This is a genomic window from Pseudomonas sp. RA_35y_Pfl2_P32, assembly GCF_963970735.1.
GTDB lineage: Bacteria > Pseudomonadota > Gammaproteobacteria > Pseudomonadales > Pseudomonadaceae > Aquipseudomonas.
The window spans coordinates 49,953-71,319 of the sequence record NZ_CAXAQF010000008.1 but is presented as its reverse complement, the minus strand read 5'-3'; the positions used below and the strand labels follow the sequence as shown (position 1 = coordinate 71,319).

Annotated in this window: 24 protein-coding genes and 1 pseudogene; 13 read left to right on the top strand and 12 right to left on the bottom strand. The window is 62.3% G+C overall.

What is annotated here, in order from left to right; genetic code table 11:
* The first annotated feature begins 140 nt into the window (after positions 1-140).
* Positions 141-1,061: a LysR substrate-binding domain-containing protein gene (locus AACY45_RS09940; protein ID WP_339545299.1), complete on the top strand. Its 921-nt coding sequence runs from the start codon at positions 141-143 to the stop codon at positions 1,059-1,061.
* A gap of 13 nt (positions 1,062-1,074) precedes the next feature.
* Here the strand turns inward: AACY45_RS09940 and AACY45_RS09935 are convergent, their stop codons facing one another.
* Both AACY45_RS09935 and AACY45_RS09930 read right to left on the bottom strand, forming a co-directional pair.
* Positions 1,075-2,568 carry a YifB family Mg chelatase-like AAA ATPase gene (locus AACY45_RS09935; protein WP_339545298.1) on the bottom strand — a complete coding sequence of 498 codons (1,494 nt, stop codon included), beginning with the start codon at positions 2,566-2,568 and terminating at the stop codon, positions 1,075-1,077.
* 243 nt (positions 2,569-2,811) lie between these two features.
* Entirely contained in the window at positions 2,812-3,072 is a 261-nt protein-coding gene (locus AACY45_RS09930; RefSeq protein WP_095164833.1) for an accessory factor UbiK family protein, read from the bottom strand.
* A gap of 414 nt (positions 3,073-3,486) precedes the next feature.
* On the opposite strand from AACY45_RS09930, the gene glnK reads away from it, so the two are divergent.
* The 4 genes from glnK (at position 3,487) to sutA (ending at position 6,268) form a co-directional block, all read left to right on the top strand.
* The gene (gene glnK / locus AACY45_RS09925) at positions 3,487-3,825 is read left to right on the top strand and encodes a P-II family nitrogen regulator (protein ID WP_095164831.1); all 339 of its coding nucleotides are present in this window, start codon (positions 3,487-3,489) and stop codon (positions 3,823-3,825) included.
* A 35-nt stretch (positions 3,826-3,860) separates the two neighbouring features.
* Entirely contained in the window at positions 3,861-5,198 is a 1,338-nt protein-coding gene (locus AACY45_RS09920; protein WP_339545297.1) for an ammonium transporter, read from the top strand.
* A 215-nt stretch (positions 5,199-5,413) separates the two neighbouring features.
* Entirely contained in the window at positions 5,414-5,839 is a 426-nt protein-coding gene (locus AACY45_RS09915) for a secondary thiamine-phosphate synthase enzyme YjbQ (protein ID WP_339545296.1), read from the top strand.
* Positions 5,840-5,941: 102 nt separating this feature from the next.
* Entirely contained in the window at positions 5,942-6,268 is a 327-nt protein-coding gene (gene sutA / locus AACY45_RS09910; protein WP_095164825.1) for a transcriptional regulator SutA, read from the top strand.
* A 123-nt stretch (positions 6,269-6,391) separates the two neighbouring features.
* Here sutA and AACY45_RS09905 read toward each other — a convergent pair whose 3' ends face one another.
* From AACY45_RS09905 to lptM, 6 genes are read right to left on the bottom strand one after another with little or no spacing between them, the layout of a single operon-like run.
* On the bottom strand, positions 6,392-7,096 hold the full coding sequence (locus tag AACY45_RS09905; protein ID WP_339545295.1) for an HAD family hydrolase: 705 nt from the start codon (positions 7,094-7,096) through the stop codon (positions 6,392-6,394).
* Positions 7,093-7,992 (bottom strand): tyrosine recombinase XerC, encoded by a 900-nt coding sequence (xerC, locus tag AACY45_RS09900; protein ID WP_095164821.1) that lies wholly within the window; start codon positions 7,990-7,992, stop codon positions 7,093-7,095. The genes AACY45_RS09905 and xerC overlap by 4 nt, the downstream gene beginning before the upstream one ends.
* Positions 7,993-7,994: 2 nt before the next feature.
* Positions 7,995-8,720 carry a DUF484 family protein gene (locus AACY45_RS09895; RefSeq protein WP_166589257.1) on the bottom strand — a complete coding sequence of 242 codons (726 nt, stop codon included), beginning with the start codon at positions 8,718-8,720 and terminating at the stop codon, positions 7,995-7,997.
* Positions 8,721-8,733: 13 nt separating this feature from the next.
* Positions 8,734-9,564 (bottom strand): diaminopimelate epimerase, encoded by an 831-nt coding sequence (gene dapF / locus AACY45_RS09890; protein WP_095164817.1) that lies wholly within the window; start codon positions 9,562-9,564, stop codon positions 8,734-8,736.
* 4 nt (positions 9,565-9,568) lie between these two features.
* Positions 9,569-10,816, bottom strand: a complete 1,248-nt coding sequence (gene lysA, locus AACY45_RS09885) for a diaminopimelate decarboxylase (protein ID WP_339545294.1) — start codon at positions 10,814-10,816, stop codon at positions 9,569-9,571.
* Between the two features lie 9 nt (positions 10,817-10,825).
* On the bottom strand, positions 10,826-11,002 hold the full coding sequence (gene lptM, locus AACY45_RS09880; protein WP_339545293.1) for an LPS translocon maturation chaperone LptM: 177 nt from the start codon (positions 11,000-11,002) through the stop codon (positions 10,826-10,828).
* Positions 11,003-11,241: 239 nt separating this feature from the next.
* Between lptM and cyaY the strand changes: the two genes are divergently transcribed.
* The 3 genes from cyaY (at position 11,242) to rnk (ending at position 12,361) form a co-directional block, all read left to right on the top strand.
* Positions 11,242-11,574, top strand: coding sequence for an iron donor protein CyaY (gene cyaY, locus AACY45_RS09875; RefSeq protein WP_166589254.1), 333 nt, complete (start codon positions 11,242-11,244; stop codon positions 11,572-11,574).
* 4 nt (positions 11,575-11,578) lie between these two features.
* Positions 11,579-11,803, top strand: a complete 225-nt coding sequence (locus AACY45_RS09870) for a DUF1289 domain-containing protein (protein ID WP_339545292.1) — start codon at positions 11,579-11,581, stop codon at positions 11,801-11,803.
* A gap of 147 nt (positions 11,804-11,950) precedes the next feature.
* Complete coding sequence (gene rnk / locus AACY45_RS09865; protein WP_339545291.1) at positions 11,951-12,361, top strand: nucleoside diphosphate kinase regulator; 411 nt, start codon at positions 11,951-11,953, stop codon at positions 12,359-12,361.
* A 7-nt stretch (positions 12,362-12,368) separates the two neighbouring features.
* On the opposite strand, the gene AACY45_RS09860 is transcribed toward rnk, so the two are convergent.
* The 3 genes from AACY45_RS09860 to AACY45_RS09850 form a co-directional block, all read right to left on the bottom strand.
* Positions 12,369-15,218 carry a class I adenylate cyclase gene (locus AACY45_RS09860; RefSeq protein WP_339545290.1) on the bottom strand — a complete coding sequence of 950 codons (2,850 nt, stop codon included), beginning with the start codon at positions 15,216-15,218 and terminating at the stop codon, positions 12,369-12,371.
* Positions 15,219-15,402: 184 nt separating this feature from the next.
* Entirely contained in the window at positions 15,403-15,648 is a 246-nt protein-coding gene (locus AACY45_RS09855; protein WP_339545289.1) for a TIGR02647 family protein, read from the bottom strand.
* Between the two features lie 107 nt (positions 15,649-15,755).
* Positions 15,756-16,055 carry a hypothetical protein gene (locus tag AACY45_RS09850; RefSeq protein WP_339545288.1) on the bottom strand — a complete coding sequence of 100 codons (300 nt, stop codon included), beginning with the start codon at positions 16,053-16,055 and terminating at the stop codon, positions 15,756-15,758.
* Positions 16,056-16,180: 125 nt separating this feature from the next.
* Between AACY45_RS09850 and AACY45_RS09845 the strand changes: the two genes are divergently transcribed.
* The gene (locus tag AACY45_RS09845; RefSeq protein WP_339545287.1) at positions 16,181-16,840 is read left to right on the top strand and encodes a glutathione S-transferase family protein; all 660 of its coding nucleotides are present in this window, start codon (positions 16,181-16,183) and stop codon (positions 16,838-16,840) included.
* Between the two features lie 69 nt (positions 16,841-16,909).
* Here AACY45_RS09845 and argH read toward each other — a convergent pair whose 3' ends face one another.
* Entirely contained in the window at positions 16,910-18,304 is a 1,395-nt protein-coding gene (argH, locus tag AACY45_RS09840) for an argininosuccinate lyase (RefSeq protein WP_339545286.1), read from the bottom strand.
* A 333-nt stretch (positions 18,305-18,637) separates the two neighbouring features.
* On the opposite strand from argH, the pseudogene AACY45_RS09835 reads away from it, so the two are divergent.
* From AACY45_RS09835 to AACY45_RS09820, 4 genes and pseudogenes are all read left to right on the top strand, one after another.
* A pseudogene (locus tag AACY45_RS09835) lies at positions 18,638-18,778 on the top strand (sensor histidine kinase); the annotation flags it as partial.
* On the top strand, positions 18,775-19,521 hold the full coding sequence (locus AACY45_RS09830; protein WP_339545285.1) for a LytR/AlgR family response regulator transcription factor: 747 nt from the start codon (positions 18,775-18,777) through the stop codon (positions 19,519-19,521). The pseudogene AACY45_RS09835 and the gene AACY45_RS09830, both read left to right, overlap by 4 nt.
* A gap of 137 nt (positions 19,522-19,658) precedes the next feature.
* Entirely contained in the window at positions 19,659-20,600 is a 942-nt protein-coding gene (gene hemC, locus AACY45_RS09825; protein WP_339545284.1) for a hydroxymethylbilane synthase, read from the top strand.
* A complete protein-coding gene (locus AACY45_RS09820) occupies positions 20,597-21,361 on the top strand; it encodes a uroporphyrinogen-III synthase (RefSeq protein WP_339545283.1) in 765 nt (254 codons plus the stop codon). Before hemC ends, AACY45_RS09820 begins: the two co-directional genes overlap by 4 nt.
* The last annotated feature ends 6 nt before the right edge of the window (positions 21,362-21,367 follow it).

The window sequence follows — 21,367 nt, the reverse complement described above, 5'->3', positions numbered from 1 at the left end:
CTCGGAAAATGGGGGAGTCGCTGATTCTCGGCGCTCTCAGGCGAATGCACAAAGGGATAAAAACGATCGCGTACATGATTAAAACTCATGCTGAAGAGTTTCTGCTAGGGTTTGCCCATTGCGCCATAGGAGCTTTCCCAATGTCCCGTCGTCTTCCTCCGCTGTATGCCCTGCGTGCTTTCGAGGCCGCGGCGCGACACAGTTCGTTCACCCGCGCCGCGGAAGAACTGTCAATTACCCAGAGCGCCGTCAGCCGGCATATTCGTACGTTGGAAGAGCATTTTGCCTGCCGACTGTTTCAGCGCAGTGGCCGCAACCTGCAATTGACTGAGGCCGCCCGTCTGTTACTGCCTGGCGTGCGTGAAGGTTTTGGCGCACTGGAGCGTGCCTGCAACACCTTGCGCAGCGAAGATGACATCTTGCGCATGAAGGCCCCTTCGACCCTGACCATGCGCTGGCTGCTGGCGCGGCTCAGCCGCTTTCGGCATCTGCAGCCGGGCAATGAAGTGCAACTGACCAGCGCCTGGATGGACGTCGACTCGGTGGACTTCAATCACGAACCCTTCGACTGCGCGGTATTACTGAGCAACGGGCATTTTCCACCGGACTGGGAAGCCAGTTACCTGTTCCCGGAGTTGTTGATACCGGTCGGCGCCCCGAACCTGCTCAACGATCAGCCTTGGGATGTCGAGCGGCTGGCCAGTACCGAACTGCTCCACCCCACCCCTGACCGTCGCGACTGGCGCAGTTGGCTGGAACGCATGGGGCTCTCCGAGCAGGTGTCGCTCAAGGGCGGGCAGGTGTTCGATACCCTGGAATTGGGGATGATCGCCGCGGCGCGTGGTTACGGTGTGTCCATGGGCGACCTGCTGATGGTGGCCGAGGATGTGGCGCAAGGGCGTCTGAGCCTGCCCTGGCCGACCGCCGTTGCCAGTGGCCTGAATTACTACCTGGTCTGGCCGAAAACCCGTCCGGGTGGTGAGCGTTTGCGCCGGCTCAGCGACTTCCTGCAGGGCGAAGCACAGGCCATGGAGTTGCCGGACGTCGAGCGTCTGGATTGAGGCCGTGCCGCGGTTATGGATTGGCCGGCCGATAGTGCAGCGCTTCGGCCAGGTGTTCGCGGTGGATGTCGTGTACTTGTTCGAGATCGGCCAGGGTACGGGCGACTTTGAGCAGTCGATGGGCCGCCCTGAGCGACAGGGTCAGGCGTTCGCAAGCGCTTTCCAGCCAATGCTCGTCCACGGTGGATAACCGGCAATGCTGGCGCAGGCCCGGCAGGTCGAGGAAGGCGTTGGCGCATTCCTGGCGCTGCTGCTGAATCTCGCGGGCCACGGCCACGCGCTCGGCAGCATGGGCGGAGTTGTCGCCCGGTTGGACGGCGGGATTGAGTGCCGTGGCCTCGCGAGCGACGGTCAGGTGCAGGTCGATACGGTCGAGCAGCGGGCCGGAGAGCTTGTGGCGGTAGCGCTGGACCATCTCCGGGGTGCAGGAGCAGCGGCCGCTGGGCTCGCCCAGATAACCGCAGGGGCAGGGGTTCATGGCTGCGACCAACTGGAAACGGGCCGGGAAGCGCACACGATCCCGGGCTCGGGCGATCACGATATGACCAGACTCCAGCGGCTCTCTTAATACCTCCAGTACCTTGCGATCGAATTCCGGCAACTCGTCGAGGAATAGCACGCCGTGGTGGGCCAGGGTGATTTCGCCGGGCTGGGGTTTCGAGCTGCCACCCACCAGCGCCGGGCCGGACGCTGAGTGATGGGGCTGGCGAAAAGGACGTTGCGGCCAGTGACTCAACGGCACACCACTGGCAACCGACTGGATCGCCGCCACTTCCAGTGCCTCGCTCTCGGTCAGCGGTGGCAACAACCCCGGCAAGCGACTGGCCAGCAAGGTTTTTCCGGTCCCCGGTGGCCCACTGAACAGCAGGTTATGGGCGCCTGCCGCGGCAATCAGCAGCGCCCGCTTGGCGGCGGTCTGGCCTTGTACTTCGCTCAAGTCGGGATAGGGTTTGCTGGCGTGGAGCAAACCGTTGGAGCGGTAAGGTTCGATGGGGGTATGGCCATTAAAGTGAGCGACCGCCTCCAGCAAGTGATGCACCGCGATCACCTTGAGCCCGGAGGCCAGGCAAGCTTCCTCGGCATTCGCCCAGGGCACCACCAGCGCCCGCCCGGCCTGGCGCGCCGCCAGGGCGGCCGGCAACACGCCGCGAACGGCCCGCACTTCACCGGAAAGCGCCAGCTCCCCCAGGCACTCCACCTCATCCAGGGTCAGGGTTGGCACCTGTACGCTGGCGGAAAGAATTCCCAGGGCAATCGCCAGGTCGAAGCGCCCACCGTCCTTGGGCAAATCGGCGGGGGCGAGATTCAAGGTGATGCGCCGCGCTGGAAACTGCAGGCCCGAATTGATGATCGCGCTGCGCACCCGGTCCTTGCTTTCTTTCACGGCCGCTTCGGGCAGGCCGACCATCGTCAGCGAGGGCAAGCCATTGGCCAGGTGGACTTCAACGGTGACAGCCGGCGCCTCCACGCCAATCTGGGCGCGGCTGTGGACGATGGACAGGGACATGAGCATTCCTTGAACGAAAAAGAACCGCTTCCTGCGGTTGTTCAAGGGTAGTTGCGAGGGGGTGTTTTAGCGCTGCGCGCGGGGTGGCAAAGGTTCGCAGGATGTTGCCGGCGGCCTGTGCGGGGTTTTGTGTAGGAGCGAGCTTGCTCGCGAAGAACTCAAGGACGACATGTTGAGTCAGGCTTGACGCATTATCGTTGACGTCCATCGCGAGCAGGGTCGCTCCCACCCTGGAGCAGGGTATTACTCGGCAGGTGGATTGAGCCTGGCTTCCAGCTCCGCAACTTTCGCTTCAAGGCTTTCCAGGCGTGCCCGGGTGCGGGCCAGGACCACCATCTGGCTGTCGAATTCTTCCCGGCTGACCAGGTCCAGCTTGCTGAAGCCGCTTTGCAGCAGGGCCTTGAACTGGCTTTCGATTTCGCTTTTGGGCAGCGGGGTGTCACCGCTGAACAGGCGGGAGGCGTGCCCGCTCAGGGCGTCGAGGAGGTCTTTGGGCGCGAGCATGGGAGAAGTCCTTAAATCTGATGGCGGGCAGTGTATCACGCAGCGTCCAGGGGCATTTGTGCCGGTTCGACGCACGCTTTTCGCGCATCCGTCCGTCGGCCGACGCACCGTTATTGTGCGTATCTCTGCGCGCAGCTTCGCGCAATCGCTTGGTCCCAAGGGCAAGGGATTGAAATCAGTGGTTTTTCTGGAGATGGCAAGCTTTCTGCTAAGACCTCTGTGACCCATGCACTGATGCAGTCGCTGTGACGAATGCAGTGCGGCAGGCGAAGCGGGGAGTTTCGTCGGCAGCGGTTAACTGGCGTCAGTTGGGCAGGTACGGCCGACGATGCGTTACAAAGCCAGGCACTGCGCTTAGACTTGAGTCGGGTTTGTTTTCCTGGGGCAAGTCCACTAATTCGGGAGAGAGTTTTCATGAAGCTAGTCACTGCCATCATCAAGCCGTTCAAACTGGATGACGTCCGCGAGGCATTGTCCGAGATCGGCGTGCAGGGCATTACGGTCACTGAGGTCAAAGGCTTCGGTCGGCAGAAGGGTCACACCGAGCTGTATCGCGGCGCGGAGTACGTGGTCGATTTCCTGCCCAAGGTGAAGATCGATGTCGCCATTGACGACAAGGATCTGGACCGGGTTATCGAGGCGATAACCAAGGCGGCCAACACCGGCAAGATTGGTGACGGCAAGATCTTCGTGGTCAATCTGGAACAGGCTATTCGCATCCGTACCGGCGAAACCGATACCGACGCAATCTAAGCCGCCACAACCCCAACGCCCCAGGAGAAAACAATATGACTCTGCGTAAATTCGCAGGGCTAGGAGCCCTGTTGTCCCTCGTAATGCCCAGCCTGGCCATGGCGGCAGACGAAGTGGCGGCTCCAGTCCTCAACTCCGGCGATACTGCCTGGATGCTGACCTCGACAGCCTTGGTGCTGTTCATGACCATTCCCGGCCTTGCGCTGTTCTACGGCGGCATGGTGCGCTCCAAAAACATTCTTTCCGTGATGATGCAGTGCTTCGCCATTACCGGTCTGATCAGCATCCTGTGGGTCATTTATGGCTACAGTATTGCGTTCGACACCACCGGCATGGAGCAGGGCGTCGTCAACTTCAACTCGTTCTTCGGCGGCATGGGCAAGGCGTTCCTCGCCGGTGTCACCCCGGCGAGCGTGACAGGGCCTGCGGCACTGTTCCCTGAAGCGGTGTTCATCACCTTCCAGATGACCTTCGCCATCATCACCCCGGCGCTGATCGTCGGTGCCTTCGCCGAGCGGATGAAGTTCTCCGCGATGCTGATCTTCATGGCGGTGTGGTTCACCCTGGTGTACGCACCGATCGCGCACATGGTCTGGGCCGGTAACGGCGGCCTGATGTGGGACTGGGGCGTCCTGGACTTCGCTGGCGGCACCGTGGTGCACATCAACGCCGGTATTGCCGGTCTGGTGGCCTGCCTGGTGTTGGGCAAGCGCAAGGGCTTCCCGACCACCCCGATGGCTCCGCACAATCTGGGTTACACCCTGATGGGCGCGGCCATGCTGTGGGTTGGCTGGTTTGGCTTCAACGCCGGCTCCGCCGCGGCGGCCAACGGAACTGCCGGCATGGCGATGCTGGTGACCCAGATCGCAACTGCTGCCGCTGCCCTGGGCTGGATGCTGGCCGAGTGGCTGACCCATGGCAAACCTAGTGCCCTGGGCATCGCCTCGGGTGTGGTTGCCGGCCTGGTGGCCATTACTCCAGCTGCGGGCACCGTGGGCCCGATGGGCGCCCTGGTGATCGGCCTGTCGGCCGGTGTGGTGTGCTTCTTCTGTGCCACGACCCTGAAACGCAAAATGGGCTACGACGACTCCCTCGACGCCTTCGGCGTGCACGGCATTGGCGGCATCCTCGGCGCGATCCTCACCGGCGTGTTTGCAGCACCATCGCTGGGTGGCTTCGGCACCGTGACCGACATCGCTGCACAAGTCTGGATTCAGTGCAAAGGCGTAGGCTTCACGGTGATCTACACCGCGATCATCACCTACATCATCCTCAAGGTGCTGGATGCCGTCATGGGTCTGCGTGTGACCGAAGAGGAAGAGGCGGTGGGCCTGGACCTGGCACAACACAACGAGCGCGGCTACAACCTGTAAGCAGGCGCAGAAAAAAACTTGCCCGGCTTGCCGGGCATTTTTTTATCCTGGATTTGTCACTCAGGCCCACGCTGAAAGGATTTTTCAGGCAGCTTTGCCGAGGTTTGCCATGGCGGTTTTTCCAGGGGCGATGGCTTACAGCATGGCGCGAATATTAGGGTCTTTGTTTTTTCCCAGAGCGCGCTAGAATGCGCCCCGAACGTGCGGAGAACTGTATGTGGCAACAGACTCTGATAACCCTGCGGGCCAAGCCCCGGGGCTTTCATCTGGTGACGGACGAGTTACTCGCCGGCCTGCCTGAAATCAAGGCATGCCGGGTCGGTCTGTTGCATTTGTGCCTACAGCATACCTCGGCGTCGTTGAGCCTCAACGAGAACGCCGATCCGGCGGTACGTCGCGACTTCGAACGGTTTTTCAATCGGCTGATCCCACAAGGTGCAGCCGGCTATGAGCATAACGACGAAGGCCTGGACGACCTCCCGGCGCACTTCAAGGCCAGTTTGCTAGGCTGTCAATTGAGTTTGCCGATCACGGCGGGCCGATTGGCGTTAGGTAGCTGGCAAGGTGTTTATCTGGGCGAGCACCGGGATCATGGCGGTGCTCGTAAAGTCCTCGCCACCGTGCACGGTGAAGGGGCATAACCCGCTGGTTACCAGTGGATGTTGAATTTTTTCTGGCGGTCGTCGACAGACGACGAAGCTGGGCTATAACTAATCTGCTTTTCGCAAGTCATGAGGTAGAACATGAGCGACGATGATCTGGAAAACGACGACCTCGAAGTAGGCGACGAAGACGAGGCTGAAGAAGGCCTTGAAGCAGCAGCGGAAGACGTTGCTGACGACGATGGTGGCGACGATACGCCGGCCCCTACCGCCAAAGGCAAGGCCAAGGCTGCGGTGTCGGTAGACGAGCTGCCGAGCGTCGAAGCCAAGAACAAGGAGCGTGATGCTCTGGCCCGCGCGATGGAAGAGTTCCTGGCCAAAGGCGGCAAGGTTCAGGAAGTCGAGGCCAACGTGGTGGCCGATCCACCAAAGAAGCCTGATAACAAGTACGGCAGCCGGCCTATCTAAGGGCCTGCACTGTGTTTGCTGAAAAAGCCCGCCGTCGCTGCGGGCTTTTTCATGGCTTCGCAAGTATCCCCCCGTGGCAGTTGCCGAGCCCGCGAGCCCGCCTTCAATGCCACACGCTCGGGTTTAGCGCAGGTCCGACCAACATGCCAGCAACTCCGGCAATTCTGTCAGGCAACGAATCTCGGCATCCGGTGCCTTGTCTGCTTCCCACGCCTTGCCCGTCGGGTTGAACCAGATCGCGCGCAATCCCGCCTGCTGGGCCCCGGCAATGTCATCGCCGGGATGATCGCCAACATGCACCGCGCGGGCGGCAGTGGTTGCGCCGCGTTGCAGGGCTTCGTGGAACAGGCGGGTATCGGGCTTGGCGATGCCGATGTCTTCGGCGCACAGGGCAAACTTGAAGTAGTCGGCCAGCCCCAGGCGGCGCACGTCGGCATTGCCGTTGGTGACCACGCCCAGGGCATAGCGGTTGCGCAGGATCTCCAGCGTCGGTTGCACCTCGGGGAATATCTCGAGCTGGTGCCGTGCGTGCAGGAAGACTTCGAAGGCCTGCTCGGCCAGTTCGCTTGCCTGTGGGTGGGCGTAGCCGGCTTCTTCCAGGGCGTGCAGCAACACCCGGCGGCGCAAGGCGCTGATGCGATGTTTGAGCTGGGGCTCCAGGCTCAGTACCCGCTCACGAATGGCCCACAAATGCTCGACCGGCAAAGCGCCCAGGACCGGTGTGTGTTCGACCAGCCACTGGCGCAGTACGGCTTCCGCGCTGACGATCACCGGGGCGGTGTCCCACAGGGTGTCGTCGAGGTCGAAGGTGATCAGTTGGATTGTCATTGCTCATCGCCCTTGATGCGTTTGGCCCGAGGGTGGGCGCTGTCGTAGACCGTGGCCAGGTGCTGGAAGTCCAGGTGGGTGTAGATCTGCGTGGTCTTGATGTCCGAGTGGCCAAGCAATTCCTGCACGGCGCGCAAGTCCTGGGAAGACTCCAGCACGTGGCTGGCGAAGGAGTGCCTGAGCATGTGCGGGTGCAGGTTCTGCCCCAGCTCCCGCTCGCCTGCGGCCTTGACCCGAAGTTGCACGGCGCGTGAACCGAGGCGCCGGCCTTTTTGGCTGACGAATAGCGCATCGTCCGGCGGATTGGCCAGGGCGCGCAAGGGTAGCCAGCATTCCAGGGCCTCGCGGGCTTTCCTGCCGATGGGCAGTACCCGGGTCTTGCTGCCCTTGCCGAGCACTTGCACCAGGCCGTCCGCGAGGTCGAGCTGGTCGAGGTTCAGGCCCGTGAGCTCTGACAGGCGCAGGCCGCTGGAGTAGAACAGCTCGAGAATCGCCTGGTCGCGACGGGCCAGGAAGTCATCCTCGACGGCCCCTTCGAGCAGTTGCAGTGTGCGGTCGGTGTCGAGGGTCTTGGGCAGGCGCCGCTCGCCTTTGGGCGGGGCCAGGCCGTTGGCCGGGTCGTGGTCGCACAGACCCTCGCGGTTCAGGTAGTGATAGAGCCCGCGCACGGCCGACAGCAGGCGCGCCAGGCTGCGCGAGGACTGGCCCTGGGCATGCAGGCGCGCGACCAGGCCGCGCAGGCGCTGGATGTCCAGCGCACTCCAGCTGCCGATGTGCAGTTTCTCGCAGTGCGCCAGGACCTTGTTCAGGTCCCGGCGGTAGGCTTCAAGCGTGTGGGGCGACACCTGCCGCTCACTGCGCAAGTGCTCGCAGTAGGCGTCCAGTTGCCGTTCCATGGTCAGCGCACCGAGCGCAGGGTGGTGTTGACCCGTGGCAACACACGGCCCATGACTTCGGCGATGTAGCTGAGGAACAGGGTACCTACCGAGCTTTTGTAGTGCTGCGGATCGCGGCTGGCGATGGCCAGCACGCCATGCAGGCCCTGGTGACTGATGGCGACCACCGCCGTGGAGCCGATCTGCAGGCGTTGTTCTTCACCAAACAGGAAGTCCAACTCATGCTCGCGCAGGGTGCCGCTGACACTCTTGCCTTCGGACAGCAGCCCGCCAATGGCCTTGTGCGCTTCGGCGTCGCTGACCCAGCGGCCGACCGGCAAGGGCTCGTCGCTGAACAGGATCAGGCTGACAAAGGGCACCTGGAAATCCTGGCGCAGGCTGTCTTCGACACTGATGACCAGGTCATCCAGGCTGTTGGCGTCCATCAGGGCGAGGATCAGGCGGCGGGTCTTGTCGAACAGCCGATCGTTGTCGCGGGCGACATCCATCAACTGCGAAAGACGGTGGCGCATCTCGATATTGCGTTCGCGCAGGATTTTCATCTGCCGCTCGACCAGCGAGATGGTATCGCCGCGTTGGTGCGGTATGCGCAGGGCCGGGAGCAGGTCTTCGTGCTCGACGAAAAAATCCGGATGAGCCTCAAGGTACGCGGCAATCGCCGCCGCCTCCAGGCTCTCGGAAGGGCATTCGTCGGGCTGCGGGGCTGGAACCTTGGGCTGATCAGTCATGGATTTGGCTCACTCAAAGACGCACTTGTCCTTCGTATACGCGCACTGCCGGGCCGGTCATCATCACCGGTTGGCCAGGGCCTGCCCATTCAATGGACAAGCGCCCGCCCGGCAGGTCGATCAATAGCGGCGAATCCATCCACCCCTGGCTGATCGCGGCCACTGCAGCGGCGCAGGCGCCGGTACCGCAGGCCTGGGTTTCCCCGGCGCCTCGTTCCCAGACGCGCAACTGTGCACGATTGCGGTCGATGACCTGGAGGAAACCGACGTTGACCCGTGCCGGAAAGCGCGGGTGATGTTCGATCTTCGGCCCCAGTGCATGCACCGGTGCGTTGTTGATGTCGTTCACCCGCAGCACGGCATGGGGGTTACCCATGGACACGGCGGCCAGCTCGACGGTCTGGCCGTCGACCTCCACCGGGTAGCTGTTGGCTTGCGCATCGGCCTGGAACGGGATATCCGCGGGCACCAGGCGCGGTGCACCCATGTTGACGCTGATCTGACCGTCATTGCGAATATCGAGTTCGATAATGCCGCTCTTGGTCTCGACGCGAATCTGGCGTTTGGCCGTCAGGCGCTTGTCCAGCACAAAACGGGCGAAGCAACGCGCGCCATTGCCGCATTGCTCCACTTCGGAACCGTCGGAGTTGAAGATCCGGTAACGGAAATCCACCTCCGGGTTGCTCGGCGCTTCGACGATCAACAACTGGTCGAAGCCGACACCGGTGTGCCGGTCGCCCCATTGTTTGGCGTGCTTGGGCAGAATGTGCGCGTGCTGGCTGACCAGGTCGAGGACCATGAAGTCGTTGCCCAGGCCGTGCATCTTGGTAAAACGCAGCAGCATGGGGTTACTCCGGCAGCAGGCTTTCGCCAGCAAACAACTCGGCTACCGTCTCGCGGCGACGCACTTCGAATGCCTGATCACCGTCCACCAGCACTTCGGCACAACGGCCGCGAGTGTTGTAGTTGGAACTCATGACAAACCCGTAGGCACCGGCCGAATGCACGGCCAGCAAGTCGCCTTCTTCCAGCGCCAGTTGACGATCCTTGGCCAGAAAGTCACCGGTTTCGCAGATCGGGCCGACGATGTCGTAGGCACGGGTCGCGTTGTCGCGTGGGCGCACGGCCGTGACGTCCATCCAGGCCTGGTACAGCGCCGGGCGGATCAGGTCGTTCATGGCCGCGTCGACGATGGCGAAATCCTTGTGTTCGGTGTGTTTGAGGTACTCGACCTGGGTCAGCAGCACGCCGGCGTTGGCGACGATGAAACGGCCCGGCTCGAACACCAGCGCCAGGTCGCGACCGTCGATGCGCTCGCGCACGGCCTTGATGTAGTCGGCCGCCAGCGGTGGCTCTTCATCGCGATAACGCACACCCAGGCCGCCGCCCAAGTCGATGTGGCGCAGGTAGATCCCGCAATCGCTGAGGCGGTCGATCAGCGCCAGCAGGCGGTCGAGGGCATCAATGAATGGGGGCAGGGTGGTCAGTTGCGAACCGATGTGGCAATCGACGCCGACCACTTCCAGGTTCGGCAGTTGGGCGGCGCGCACATAGACGTCTTCGGCGTCAGCGATGGCGATGCCGAACTTGTTTTCTTTGAGGCCGGTGGAAATGTACGGGTGGGTGCCGGCATCGACGTCCGGGTTCACGCGCAGCGAGATCGGTGCACGCACACCCAGCTCCGCGGCCACCACTTGCAGGCGCTCCAGCTCGTCGGTGGACTCGACGTTGAAGCAGTGCACGCCGACTTCCAGGGCGCGGCGCATGTCGTCACGGGTCTTGCCGACACCGGAGAACACGATCTTGTCGGGTGCGCCGCCAGCGGCCAGGACTCGCTCCAGCTCGCCACGGGAGACGATGTCAAAACCGGCGCCCAGGCGCGCCAGGACATTCAGTACGCCCAGGTTGGAGTTGGCCTTGACCGCGAAGCAGACCAGGTGCGGAGTACCCGCCAGGGCATCGGCATACGCCAGGTACTGGGCTTCGATGTGCGCACGGGAGTAGACATAGGTGGGGGTGCCAAAGCGCTCGGCGATGGCGGACAAGGCAACACCTTCCGCGAACAGCTCACCGTCACGGTAGTTAAAAGCGTCCATGATGTTCCCTTAGTAGGTGCTGTTGCTGTGTTCGTGCGCTTTGGACTGCGACGATTTCGCCTGTTCATCTGCAGGCTTGCTGTCATCGGGCAGGTACAGCGGGCCTTTTTGACCGCAGGCCGATAATAGGCAGGTAAAAGCGACGAGCGAAGTGAGCGCAGCAAGGGAAGAGATCAGGCGCTTCATGGCGAAATCCTTGAGAATGCGTTAATTGCGCCGGAGTATACCGGCCACCCGGCAGCTTGCCTATGCGACGGGCCACCCGTCCGGCGGGCCTTTGCCCGCCGCCTGCGATCGGGCGGTCAGTGGCGGGTGGTAATTGGTCCGCCATGCCCGGTGCTTGGTCGGTATCCTTTGCAATCGCCGGAGCGCGTCCGTATCTTGCGGCGCTTGAGCGTAAGTAGACACTTTTTGAGGTTGCCGCAATGAGTTTGACTGAAGCCCGTTTCCACGACCTGGTCGATGCCACCCAGCAGACACTGGAAGATATTTTCGATGACAGCGGCCTGGATGTTGATCTGGAAAGTTCGGCCGGGGTGCTGACCGTCAAGTTCGAAGGCGGCAGCCAGTTGATCTTCAGCCGCCAGGAGCCACTGCGTCAGCTGTGGTTGGCAGCGGTGTCCGGCGGTTTCCACTTCGACTACGACGAAGAAAGCGAGCGTTGGATGTGTGACAAGAGCGAAGAGCAGCTCGGTGAAATGCTTGAGCGCATCGTCAAGCAGCAAGCCGATGCCGAGCTCGACTTCGAAGGTCTCTGACAGCGTGGCCGAACCTGCCCCCGTTCGTGCGCCCAAGCCGCTGTACAGCAATGTCAGCCCGGCCGTGCCATCGCCCTGCACCAATGTCTGCCGGCTGGACGAGGAGAAAGTCTGCAAGGGTTGTTTTCGTCATGTCGAAGACATTCGCGAATGGCGTTCGGCGGACGATGCGCGACGCCGGGTGATTTGCGCCCAGGCGCAGAGTCGCCGCACCGGCGTTGCTCCGTAAGTGCCACCTGCCGCGACCGGCTTGTATATTTTTTGAGCTGTGATAGTGTCCGGTTACGCCTCAACCCATCGAGGCGCGTGAAAACCCCGCCTGTTTTATGGCGGGGTTTTGCTTTTTTCGTGCAGAAGAAAGGAGTCTGCCTGAATCATGACCGTACCTTCCATCACTCTTACCCGTCTGGACGTACAACGTCTGGAGCGCCTGATCGACAGCCTGGATGACACGCTGCCAGGCGTGATCGCGCTGCAAACCGAACTGGATCGCGCCGATACTCTGGTCGGTCACGATGAGGTGCCTGCCGATGTCGTAACCATGAACTCGCGTGTTCATTGCCGTGAAGAAAGCAGCGGCAAGGACTATCACCTGACCCTGGTCTATCCCAAGGACGCGAATGCCGACGAAGGCAAGATCTCCATTCTTGCACCGGTCGGCAGCGCCTTGCTGGGCCTGAAGGTTGGCCAGCACATCGACTGGCCGGCACCGGGTGGCAAGACCCTGAAGCTGACCCTGCTCGAAGTCGAGAACCAGCCAGCCAATGGCGGCGAATTCTCCCTCTGAGAAGGCTTCAAACCTGTTCGAGCGCCTTGTTCAAAGCGCGCTCCAGGTCTGCCTTGTAGCGCAGGTACAGATTGCTCGAGCCGGTGCTCTCACCCGGCAGCCCTGACAGATCCAGGTCGGTGATGTAGCAGCGATAGGGCTGCAACTCCCGGCGCTGCCCGACGATCTCCCGCGCCACCACGGCAAACAGCTGATCGCCGTATTCCAGTTCGCTGTACTCCCGTTGATTGCAATACAGGGTGACCTGCACCTTCCCCGGCGCAGTTTTGCCGATAATCGCCTGCACGTCGTAGAACGGCCTGTCAGCGGGGATCTGCGGTGCTGGCTGCGGCTCGACCCGGCGGGCTCGCCCGGTGCCCGAGGGCAGCAACTGGTAGTAGTGGGTGTCCAGTTGCGGCAGCGGCTGCGTGGCGTCCATGGGCAGCATGGCATCGCGGCGAAACAGGATCGACTGCACGAAACGCTGCAGGGGCACCAGCAGGCTGTTGTCATCGTGATAGGGCTGGCGCTGGTGCCACAGGGCGTTGAACTCATCCAGCACATACAGCTCGGCCCCGCTGTCGCCGACGCGGTAGAACACTTGAAGGCAGCCGGGTTGCCCCATGGGCAGGATCAGCGCCAGGTCGAGCTCTTCCAGGGCCATCGGGTCCAGGTGCAGCGGGCTGTAGGCGGTCTGTTCCTGGCCGAGGTAATCGAGCAGCGCGGGCAGGCTGCCCAGGGCCACATGCCGGACCCGGCCGGGCACCAGCTCCAGTACGTGGTAGTGCTGCTGGACCTGAATCAGGTAGCGCTGGTTGAGGTCGCTCAGCAACAGGTGCTGCGCGGTGTCGAAGATCTCCTCGACCCGCCGGGCAATGAATTGCGCGCGGTTGTGGCAGAAGCACTGGACCCGCAGGTGCGGTTGTCGGGGGCCTTGGGGCAGGTGGTTAAGGTAGTCGCGCAGGCAGTCGAGCAAGGCATGAGCCCCGTCATGACGATTGACCAGCACTTCATTCCAACTGTTGAGCGTGACCTGGTCGAGGGTCAGTACCAGGTTTTCGCGGACCCCGGCATAACTCAGCGAGTCGGTGCGCTCGGTGGTCATCAGGATGTTCAGGTCGCGGTGATGCTTGAGCGGGTCGATGCCCACGTTCACCAGGATCAGCACCTCGGCCGGCTCGCTGGCACGCAGCAGTTGCTCTTCCTCGACGCTGGCCAGCGGCAGGGCGATGGTCTGCTGCAGGCTGCCCAGCAGATTGAACAGCTCGAACTCACTCAGGTCGCTGCTGCCTGGGTGCAGTGCCAGGCGTGTGCTGCTGTCGATCACGCCGTTGCGGTGGCACCAGGTCAGCAATTCCAGGAGCTGGCCGCTGCGTTTGAGCGGCGCGAAGTGTTCCCACTCGAGGTTGCCCAGGCTGCCGTTGTACAGGCCCCAATGGGTCTGGCCGGGGGCTTTTTTGTTGGCGGACTGCACCAGCGTCAGGGTGTCTTCGGCCAGGTCCGGGGCAATGCCGGGGTTGATGAACTCGACCTTGTCGGCCTTGCGCTCAAAGGCCGCATAGAGCCGGCGGCCGAGTACATTGAGGTCGCGTTTGTTGATCAGGCTGACGCTGCGTTCGGTGCGGGCAAACTGGCTGAGGAAGCGATAGCTGTAGTTGAGCTCGTTGACCAGGGCCCGGCGCTCGGCGCTGACCTGACGGACCTTCCACTGGCTGCGGCTGTCGAGCAGCGCCAGCTGTCGATGGTCCCAGTGCCACTCCTGGGCCAGTCGCAGCAGGAGCTGACTCTGCCAGCGGGTGTTGCGTTGAGGGGTGGCACCGCTGAGCTTGCGGTTGACCTTGAGGTACAAGGCGCGGCGCACCAACTCCAGGCGCTCCGTCTCGCCCCGGGCGCTCAGGTACTGCTCGATGCGGCGGTACACCATGATGTAGGGGTCGAGCTCGTCCAACTCCAGGCGGTTGGCGAACACCGCCTGCTTGAAGCGCAGGCTCAGGCATTCGACCTGCGGATGCTCACTGGCATAGACCTCGATCAGCAGCAGTTTGAGCACCGACTTGTAGGGTGACTCGATGCCTTTGAACAATTGCCAGAGCCCGGCACCGATGAATTCGCCGGGCGGAATGTGGGCCAGGTGGCCGAGGTCGAGGGTCTCGTCGGCGCGCACAAAACGCTTGGACAGCAGGGTGTGGGTATACAGCTCGTAGCCGGCTTCTTCATACACCGGCACCAGCCACCAGATCGGCGTGCGCCCGGCGAGCCAGATCGCGGTGCGATAGAACTCGTCCAGCAGCAAGTAGTGTTGGGTGGTGCCGCAGTCCTCGGAACTGAGCTGGCTATCGCGTTCGCCGCGGACAAACCGCTGCGGCTCGATCAGGAAACAGTGGACCTCGGCGCCCTGACTGGCGGCCCAGGCTTCGAGCAACTGACATTTTTTTCCCAGTTCGAGGAGTTCGTCCGCACTCAGTTCCGGGGCGTGGCAGACCCACAGGTCCATGTCGCTCTGATCGGCCTGGGCCAGGGTGCCCAGGCTGCCCATCAGGAACAGGCCCTGAATCGGCTGTGGCGGGTTGCCGCGACGGGCCTTGTAGGAAAACGAACGGGCCAGGCGTTGCGCTTCTGCGAGGGTGCCGGTGTCAGGTTCGAAGTTCGCCACGCCGGCAGGGGTGCTGCCCGAGACGTAGCCCGGCAAGAGGGGGTGATTGACATGGAAAAACAGCGGCAACAGCTTGAGAACCACTTGCTGGCGCGGTGACAACCCTTCCATGGCCCGGGCCAGGCGGCCGTCATTGAGTCTGAGGAAGCGCGCGCGCAACTGACTGAGAACCTTGCGATCGATTCCCTCGTCCAGGTCGGGGCGGATTTCATGGGTGCGGGTCATGTCAGCTCAAACCGGCTCGCAGTCAACGAACGTGGGAAAGTCTCAGGGGCGGGGCCAGTCTACAGCCTCGTGCGCCAGACTTTTAAGCTGATTATTGATTTCTGGCGCCAAATTTCTATCGGCTGGCGACAGTCTGCCCGCGGAAATCCCGATGCAGGGGTTCCCGTGGGCGATACCGGTGTCGTTATGCGGTTTCTTTGACGGACAGGATGGTCAGTACAGTCTGCACATTCTGCGCGGCGTCACGCCCCAGGCTGGTCAGATACCCGCCATCGGGTTGATCGATCAGTTCTTTTTCGAACAGGCGTTGTGCGGCGGCGATAGCTTTCGGGGCAGCGGTCTGATGAATTTTCAAACCTTCCTGGGAACTGTCCAGGTTGAAGAGTGCAAGGATTTCCAGTTCGGCAACCAGCTCAGGGGTAAGCGACATAAGGACTCCAGACTTTCTAGGAATATGACTGTAGCGCCCCTAAGGTGAACGCACTCGGGCGAGCTGTCCAGTGTTGGCTGCGGGCTTTTCGCCCGCCCAGGTGATTCTTATTTCTTTTCCGGCGGCAGCTCGGGCAGGGCGCGCAGGGCGGCTTCGTACCACTGGGTGTCGAATGCGCGGTCTTCTTCGAGGATTGCGTCGATTTCCACCGCCAGCACGTGGGCCATCAGGCTGAGGATTTCCTCGCGCTCGTAACCCACCAGGGTCAGTTTGTTGAAAGTGGCTTTGGCCGCGGGCGGATTGTCGCTTTCGATCTGGTTTTCGATGGCTTCGATCAGGGTGTTCTCGGCGAACGCTTCGTCGTCGATGTCGTCGTTCGCATTGGTGCCGGGGGTCAGCTCGCTCATGGCAGGCTCCTCAAGGTAAGGCCAGCAGTTTACCTGCATTCAGCGCCGTGATGCTGCTGGCGAGAGTGCCCCTGAGGATCTATAACAGTCGCTGCCAACCCCCTGCACGGCCTGGAGGCTTTGTGATGCTCAAGCTTTATGGTTTTTCCGTCAGCAATTACTACAACATGGTCAAACACGCCTTGCTGGAGAAGGGCCTGGCGTTTGAAGAGGTCGCCTTTTATGCCGGCCAAAGCCCGGAGGCGTTGGCGATCAGCCCGCGGGGCAAAGTGCCGGTGCTGGGGGGCGAGCAGGGTTACATCAACGAGACCAGCGTGATCCTGCAGTACCTCGAAGACACCCAGAGTGGCCCTGCGCTGCTGCCCAAGACGCCGTTCGAGCGGGCTCAGGTGCTGGCGCTGGCCAAGGAAATCGAGCTGTACATCGAACTGCCGGCCCGCGCGTGTTTCGCCGAGGCGTTTTTTGGCATGCAGGTACCTGACGCGATCAAGGAAAAAGCCAAGGGCGAGTTGCTGCTGGGCATTGCATCCCTGGGACGGCACGGCAAGTTTGCCCCCTACGTGGCGGGCGACAGCCTGAGCATCGCCGATCTGTACTTCCTGTACAGCGTCAGCCTGGCCTGTGCGGTGGGTAAAAAACTGTTCGAGCTGGATCTGTTGGCAGAGCTGCCGGCGGCCAGGGCATTGCTGGAGCGTTTACAGGAAACGCCGATTGCACAGCGCATCAATGCCGACAAAGACGCAGGTATGCCTGCATTTTTGGCGATGATTGCCTCTAAAAAATGATGGGGGGCTTCTTTTAGATCGCTTTCGCTGGCGAGCCGCAAGCGGGCTCGCCAGCGAAGCTTTGCGCGTTTAGCGGTTGGCCAACAGCGCCTGGCCGCGAACCACCGCCGCCTTCACCTGAGCCGGTGCAGTGCCGCCAATGTGGTTACGGGCATTGACCGAACCTTCCAGGGTCAGCACGGCAAACACGTCCTGCTCGATCTGGTCGCTGAACTTGCGTAGTTCTTCCAGGCTCATTTCCGCCAGGTCCTTGCCACTTTCCACGCCGTACTTCACCGCGTGCCCGACGATTTCGTGGCAGTCACGAAATGGCAGGCCACGGCGTACCAGGTAGTCGGCGAGGTCGGTCGCGGTGGAGAAACCACGCAAGGCCGCTTCACGCATGATGGCGTGTTTTGGCTTGATCGCCGGGATCATGTCGGCGAAGGCCCGCAGCGAGTCGCGCAGGGTGTCGGCGGCGTCAAACAGCGGTTCCTTGTCTTCCTGGTTGTCCTTGTTGTAGGCCAGAGGCTGGCCTTTCATCAGGGTCAGCAGGCCCATCAGCGCGCCGAACACTCGGCCGCTTTTACCGCGTACCAGTTCCGGAACGTCGGGGTTTTTCTTTTGCGGCATGATTGAGCTGCCGGTGCAGAAGCGATCCGGCAGATCGATGAATTGGAACTGTGCACTGGTCCACAGCACCAGCTCTTCGGAGAAGCGCGACAGGTGCATCATGGCGATGCTCGCGGCGGCGCAGAATTCGATGGCGAAGTCGCGATCCGACACGTTGTCCAGCGAGTTGCCGCCGACGGCGTCGAAGCCCAGCAGCTGTGCGGTCAACTCGCGGTCGATCGGGTAGGTGGTGCCCGCCAGCGCGGCGCTGCCCAGGGGCATGCGGTTGGTGCGCTTGCGGCAGTCGACCAGGCGCTCGTAGTCACGGCTGAGCATTTCGAACCAGGCCAGCAAGTGATGCCCGAAGGTCACTGGCTGGGCGGTCTGCAGGTGCGTGAAGCCCGGCATGATGGTCTCGGCTTCGCGCTCGGCTTGCTCCAGCAGGCCTTTTTGCAGGCGGGTGATTTCAGCCAGGATCAGGTCGATTTCGTCACGCAGCCACAGGCGGATATCGGTCGCCACCTGGTCGTTACGGCTGCGGCCGGTGTGCAGCTTTTTGCCGGTGACGCCGATGCGGTCGGTCAGGCGCGCTTCGATGTTCATGTGCACGTCTTCGAGGTCGATGCGCCAGTCAAAGGTGCCGGCCTCGATTTCACCCTGGATGGTGTGCAGGCCGTCGATGATGCTGTCGCGCTCGGCGTCGGTCAGCACGCCTACCTTGGCCAGCATGGTGGCGTGGGCGACGGAGCCCATGATGTCGTGGCGATACAGGCGCTGGTCGAAAGTGACGGAGGCGGTGAAGCGGGCGACGAAGGCGTCGACGGGTTCACTGAAGCGGCCGCCCCAGGACTGATTGGTCTTGTCAGTGCTCATGAATTCGCTCGTGATCGGCTGAAGGAGAATGGCGTAAAAACCTGCTGCGGATAATAACAGGGTTGCCAATCCTGTCGGTGACGCTGGTCGATACGTTTTTTTCGAATGGAGGGCCATACTCAAGAGGCCGCCGCCAAGAATGCGCAACGATATTTGTCAATTGCCCACTTTTGGCACGGCGAGCGTCTACAGTTGGACGTTAGGAGCCGCGCGAACGATGCACGCAGCGCTCAGACGCCAGGCCGAAAACCAACGAGCGGGGTGTGCATATTGACTACCAACATTCCCCGTGGTGATGCCTGGCCAGGACTGATTTTCAACGCGGCTGCACCGGCATCGATAAATATTGCTGTCCGACGTGCGGCACTTTTTGGCGCTCGCGCTAGTCTTAGCGTGGATCGCGGTGACGGACGTCACTTCACCTGTCTACGCTATCCTTGTGCGAGACTCACGCAGGAATCCAGCGCAATATGAATGTCCTGATCGTTGATGACGAACCCCTAGCCCGCGAGCGCCTGAGCCGTATGGTCGGCGAACTCGAGGGATACAGTGTCCTGGAGCCCAGCGCCACCAATGGCGATGAGGCGTTGACCCTGATCGAGAGCCTGAAGCCTGACATCGTGCTGCTCGATATCCGCATGCCCGGCCTGGACGGGCTGCAAGTCGCTGCCCGCTTGTGCGAGCGTGAAACCCCGCCGGCGGTGGTGTTCTGTGCCGCCCAGGATGAATTTGCCATCGAGGCCCTGCAAGCCAGCGCAGTGGGCTACCTGATCAAACCGGTGCGTTCGGAGCAACTGCTCGAAGCCCTGAAAAAGGCCGAGCGGCCCAATCGTGTGCAGCTCGCGGCCCTGACCCGTCCGGCGGCCGAAAGCGGCAGCGGGCCGCGCAGCCATATCAGCGCCCGTACCCGCAAAGGCATCGAACTGATCCCGCTGGGGCAAGTGGTCTATTTCATTGCCGACCACAAATACGTGACCTTGCGCCACGAAGGCGGCGAAGTGCTGCTGGATGAACCGCTCAAGGCCCTCGAAGACGAGTTTGGCGACCGTTTTGTACGTATCCACCGCAATGCGCTGGTGGCCAGGGAGCGGATCGAGCGCCTGCAACGTACGCCACTGGGGCATTTCCAGCTGTTTCTCAAAGGCCTCAACGGCGATGCGCTAATTGTCAGCCGGCGCCATGTCGCCGGTGTGCGCAAGATGATGCAACAGCTGTAGAGCGCGGCTGGGCACCGATTCCACGCCCCTTTCGCGGGCAAGCGAGGCCAGGGAGGCCGAGCTGTTTCTGATTCAAGTCAAAGCGAATTTGGCTGAGCTGTTATTATCCGCCGTATCTATTCAGTACGGATTGATCCATGTCCCCTCGCGAAATCCGCATCGCTACCCGCAAAAGTGCCCTGGCCTTGTGGCAGGCCGAATACGTCAAGGCTCGTCTGGAGCAGGCTCATCCCGGCCTGGTCGTGACACTGGTGCCCATGGTCAGTCGCGGCGACAAGCTGCTTGATTCGCCCCTGTCGAAGATCGGTGGCAAGGGCTTGTTCGTCAAGGAACTGGAAACCGCGCTGCTCGAAAACGAAGCCGACATTGCCGTGCACTCGATGAAAGATGTGCCGATGGACTTCCCTGAAGGCCTGGGCCTGTTCTGCATCTGTGAGCGCGAAGACCCGCGCGATGCCTTTGTCTCCAACACCTACGCCAGCCTCGACGCATTGCCCCAGGGCAGCGTGGTGGGCACGTCGAGCCTGCGTCGCCAGGCACAACTGCTGACCCGTCGCCCGGACCTGCAGATCCGCTTCCTGCGTGGCAACGTCAACACGCGCCTGGCCAAGCTGGATGCTGGCGAGTACGACGCGATCATCCTCGCCGCCGCGGGTCTGATTCGCCTGGGCTTCGAAGACCGCATCAGTGACTCGATCAGCGTCGACGATAGCCTGCCGGCCGGTGGCCAGGGCGCCGTGGGCATTGAATGCCGTAGCGCCGACCACGAAATCCACGCGCTGCTGGCGCCTCTGCACCACCAGGACACCGCCACCCGGGTCACTGCCGAGCGCGCCTTGAACAAGCACCTCAATGGTGGCTGCCAGGTGCCGATCGCCTGTTACGCCGTGCTCGAAGGCGAGCAGCTCTGGTTGCGTGGTCTGGTCGGCGATCCGAACGGCGGCCTGCTGCTCAGCGCCGAGGCCCGTGCGCCTCGCGCCGCTGCCGAGGCCTTGGGTGTGCAAGTGGCCGAAGACCTTTTGCGCCAGGGTGCCGATGACATTCTGAAAGCGGTCTACGGTGAGGCAGGTCACGCGTGACCGGCTGGCGCCTGTTGCTGACGCGTCCGGCAGAGGATTCGGCGGCACTGGCGAGCCTGCTGGCCGAACAGGGGATTTTCAGCAGCAGCTTGCCGCTTTTGGAAATGGCCCCCCTGGCATTGACTGACACAATGCGTGCGGTGATCGACGGTTTCGACCGTTATTGCGCCGTGATAGTGGTCAGCAAGCCGGCGGCCCGAATGGGCCTGGCCCTGCTCGAGCAGCGCTGGTCGCCGTTACCGCGCGTGTCGTGGTTCAGCGTCGGCGCGGCGACGGCACAGGTCCTGCAGGCGCACGGCCTGGACGTCAGCTTTCCGCAGGAGGGCGATGACAGCGAAGCGTTGCTGCAGGTCAGGCCGTTGCGCGAGGCGATCGCGCAGCCCGGCGCGCGGGTGTTGATCCTGCGCGGCGAGGGTGGACGTGAGCTGCTGGCTGAGCGTTTGCGCGAGCAAGGTGCTAGTGTCGATTATCTGGAGGTGTACCGTCGCGGCTTGCCGCAGTACGCCGAGGCGACCTTGCCTGAGCGGATTCAAGCGGAACGCTTGAACGGCCTGGTGGTCAGCAGTGGACAGGGTTTTACGCACCTGCACCAATTGGCCGGTGATGCCTGGCCGGTGTTGGCGCAGTTGCCCTTGTTTGTGCCGAGCCCGCGTGTCGCCGAGATGGCACGGGCTGCGGGCGCCCGAACAGTTGTGGATTGTCGTGGTGCCAGTGCCACGGCCTTGCTAACGGCGTTGGGAGCAACCCGACCCGTTCTCTAATGCAAA

What these genes read in the sequence shown, in the direction of transcription:
- AACY45_RS09940 (WP_339545299.1), top strand. Translation starts at nt 141, where the DNA reads ATGTCCCGTCGTCTTCCTCCGCTGTATGCCCTGCGTGCTTTCGAGGCC.
- AACY45_RS09935 (WP_339545298.1), bottom strand. Translation starts at nt 2,568, where the DNA reads ATGTCCCTGTCCATCGTCCACAGCCGCGCCCAGATTGGCGTGGAGGCG.
- AACY45_RS09930 (WP_095164833.1), bottom strand. Translation starts at nt 3,072, where the DNA reads ATGCTCGCGCCCAAAGACCTCCTCGACGCCCTGAGCGGGCACGCCTCC.
- glnK (WP_095164831.1), top strand. Translation starts at nt 3,487, where the DNA reads ATGAAGCTAGTCACTGCCATCATCAAGCCGTTCAAACTGGATGACGTC.
- AACY45_RS09920 (WP_339545297.1), top strand. Translation starts at nt 3,861, where the DNA reads ATGACTCTGCGTAAATTCGCAGGGCTAGGAGCCCTGTTGTCCCTCGTA.
- AACY45_RS09915 (WP_339545296.1), top strand. Translation starts at nt 5,414, where the DNA reads ATGTGGCAACAGACTCTGATAACCCTGCGGGCCAAGCCCCGGGGCTTT.
- sutA (WP_095164825.1), top strand. Translation starts at nt 5,942, where the DNA reads ATGAGCGACGATGATCTGGAAAACGACGACCTCGAAGTAGGCGACGAA.
- AACY45_RS09905 (WP_339545295.1), bottom strand. Translation starts at nt 7,096, where the DNA reads ATGACAATCCAACTGATCACCTTCGACCTCGACGACACCCTGTGGGAC.
- xerC (WP_095164821.1), bottom strand. Translation starts at nt 7,992, where the DNA reads ATGGAACGGCAACTGGACGCCTACTGCGAGCACTTGCGCAGTGAGCGG.
- AACY45_RS09895 (WP_166589257.1), bottom strand. Translation starts at nt 8,720, where the DNA reads ATGACTGATCAGCCCAAGGTTCCAGCCCCGCAGCCCGACGAATGCCCT.
- dapF (WP_095164817.1), bottom strand. Translation starts at nt 9,564, where the DNA reads ATGCTGCTGCGTTTTACCAAGATGCACGGCCTGGGCAACGACTTCATG.
- lysA (WP_339545294.1), bottom strand. Translation starts at nt 10,816, where the DNA reads ATGGACGCTTTTAACTACCGTGACGGTGAGCTGTTCGCGGAAGGTGTT.
- lptM (WP_339545293.1), bottom strand. Translation starts at nt 11,002, where the DNA reads ATGAAGCGCCTGATCTCTTCCCTTGCTGCGCTCACTTCGCTCGTCGCT.
- cyaY (WP_166589254.1), top strand. Translation starts at nt 11,242, where the DNA reads ATGAGTTTGACTGAAGCCCGTTTCCACGACCTGGTCGATGCCACCCAG.
- rnk (WP_339545291.1), top strand. Translation starts at nt 11,951, where the DNA reads ATGACCGTACCTTCCATCACTCTTACCCGTCTGGACGTACAACGTCTG.
- AACY45_RS09860 (WP_339545290.1), bottom strand. Translation starts at nt 15,218, where the DNA reads ATGACCCGCACCCATGAAATCCGCCCCGACCTGGACGAGGGAATCGAT.
- AACY45_RS09855 (WP_339545289.1), bottom strand. Translation starts at nt 15,648, where the DNA reads ATGTCGCTTACCCCTGAGCTGGTTGCCGAACTGGAAATCCTTGCACTC.
- AACY45_RS09850 (WP_339545288.1), bottom strand. Translation starts at nt 16,055, where the DNA reads ATGAGCGAGCTGACCCCCGGCACCAATGCGAACGACGACATCGACGAC.
- AACY45_RS09845 (WP_339545287.1), top strand. Translation starts at nt 16,181, where the DNA reads ATGCTCAAGCTTTATGGTTTTTCCGTCAGCAATTACTACAACATGGTC.
- argH (WP_339545286.1), bottom strand. Translation starts at nt 18,304, where the DNA reads ATGAGCACTGACAAGACCAATCAGTCCTGGGGCGGCCGCTTCAGTGAA.
- AACY45_RS09830 (WP_339545285.1), top strand. Translation starts at nt 18,775, where the DNA reads ATGAATGTCCTGATCGTTGATGACGAACCCCTAGCCCGCGAGCGCCTG.
- hemC (WP_339545284.1), top strand. Translation starts at nt 19,659, where the DNA reads ATGTCCCCTCGCGAAATCCGCATCGCTACCCGCAAAAGTGCCCTGGCC.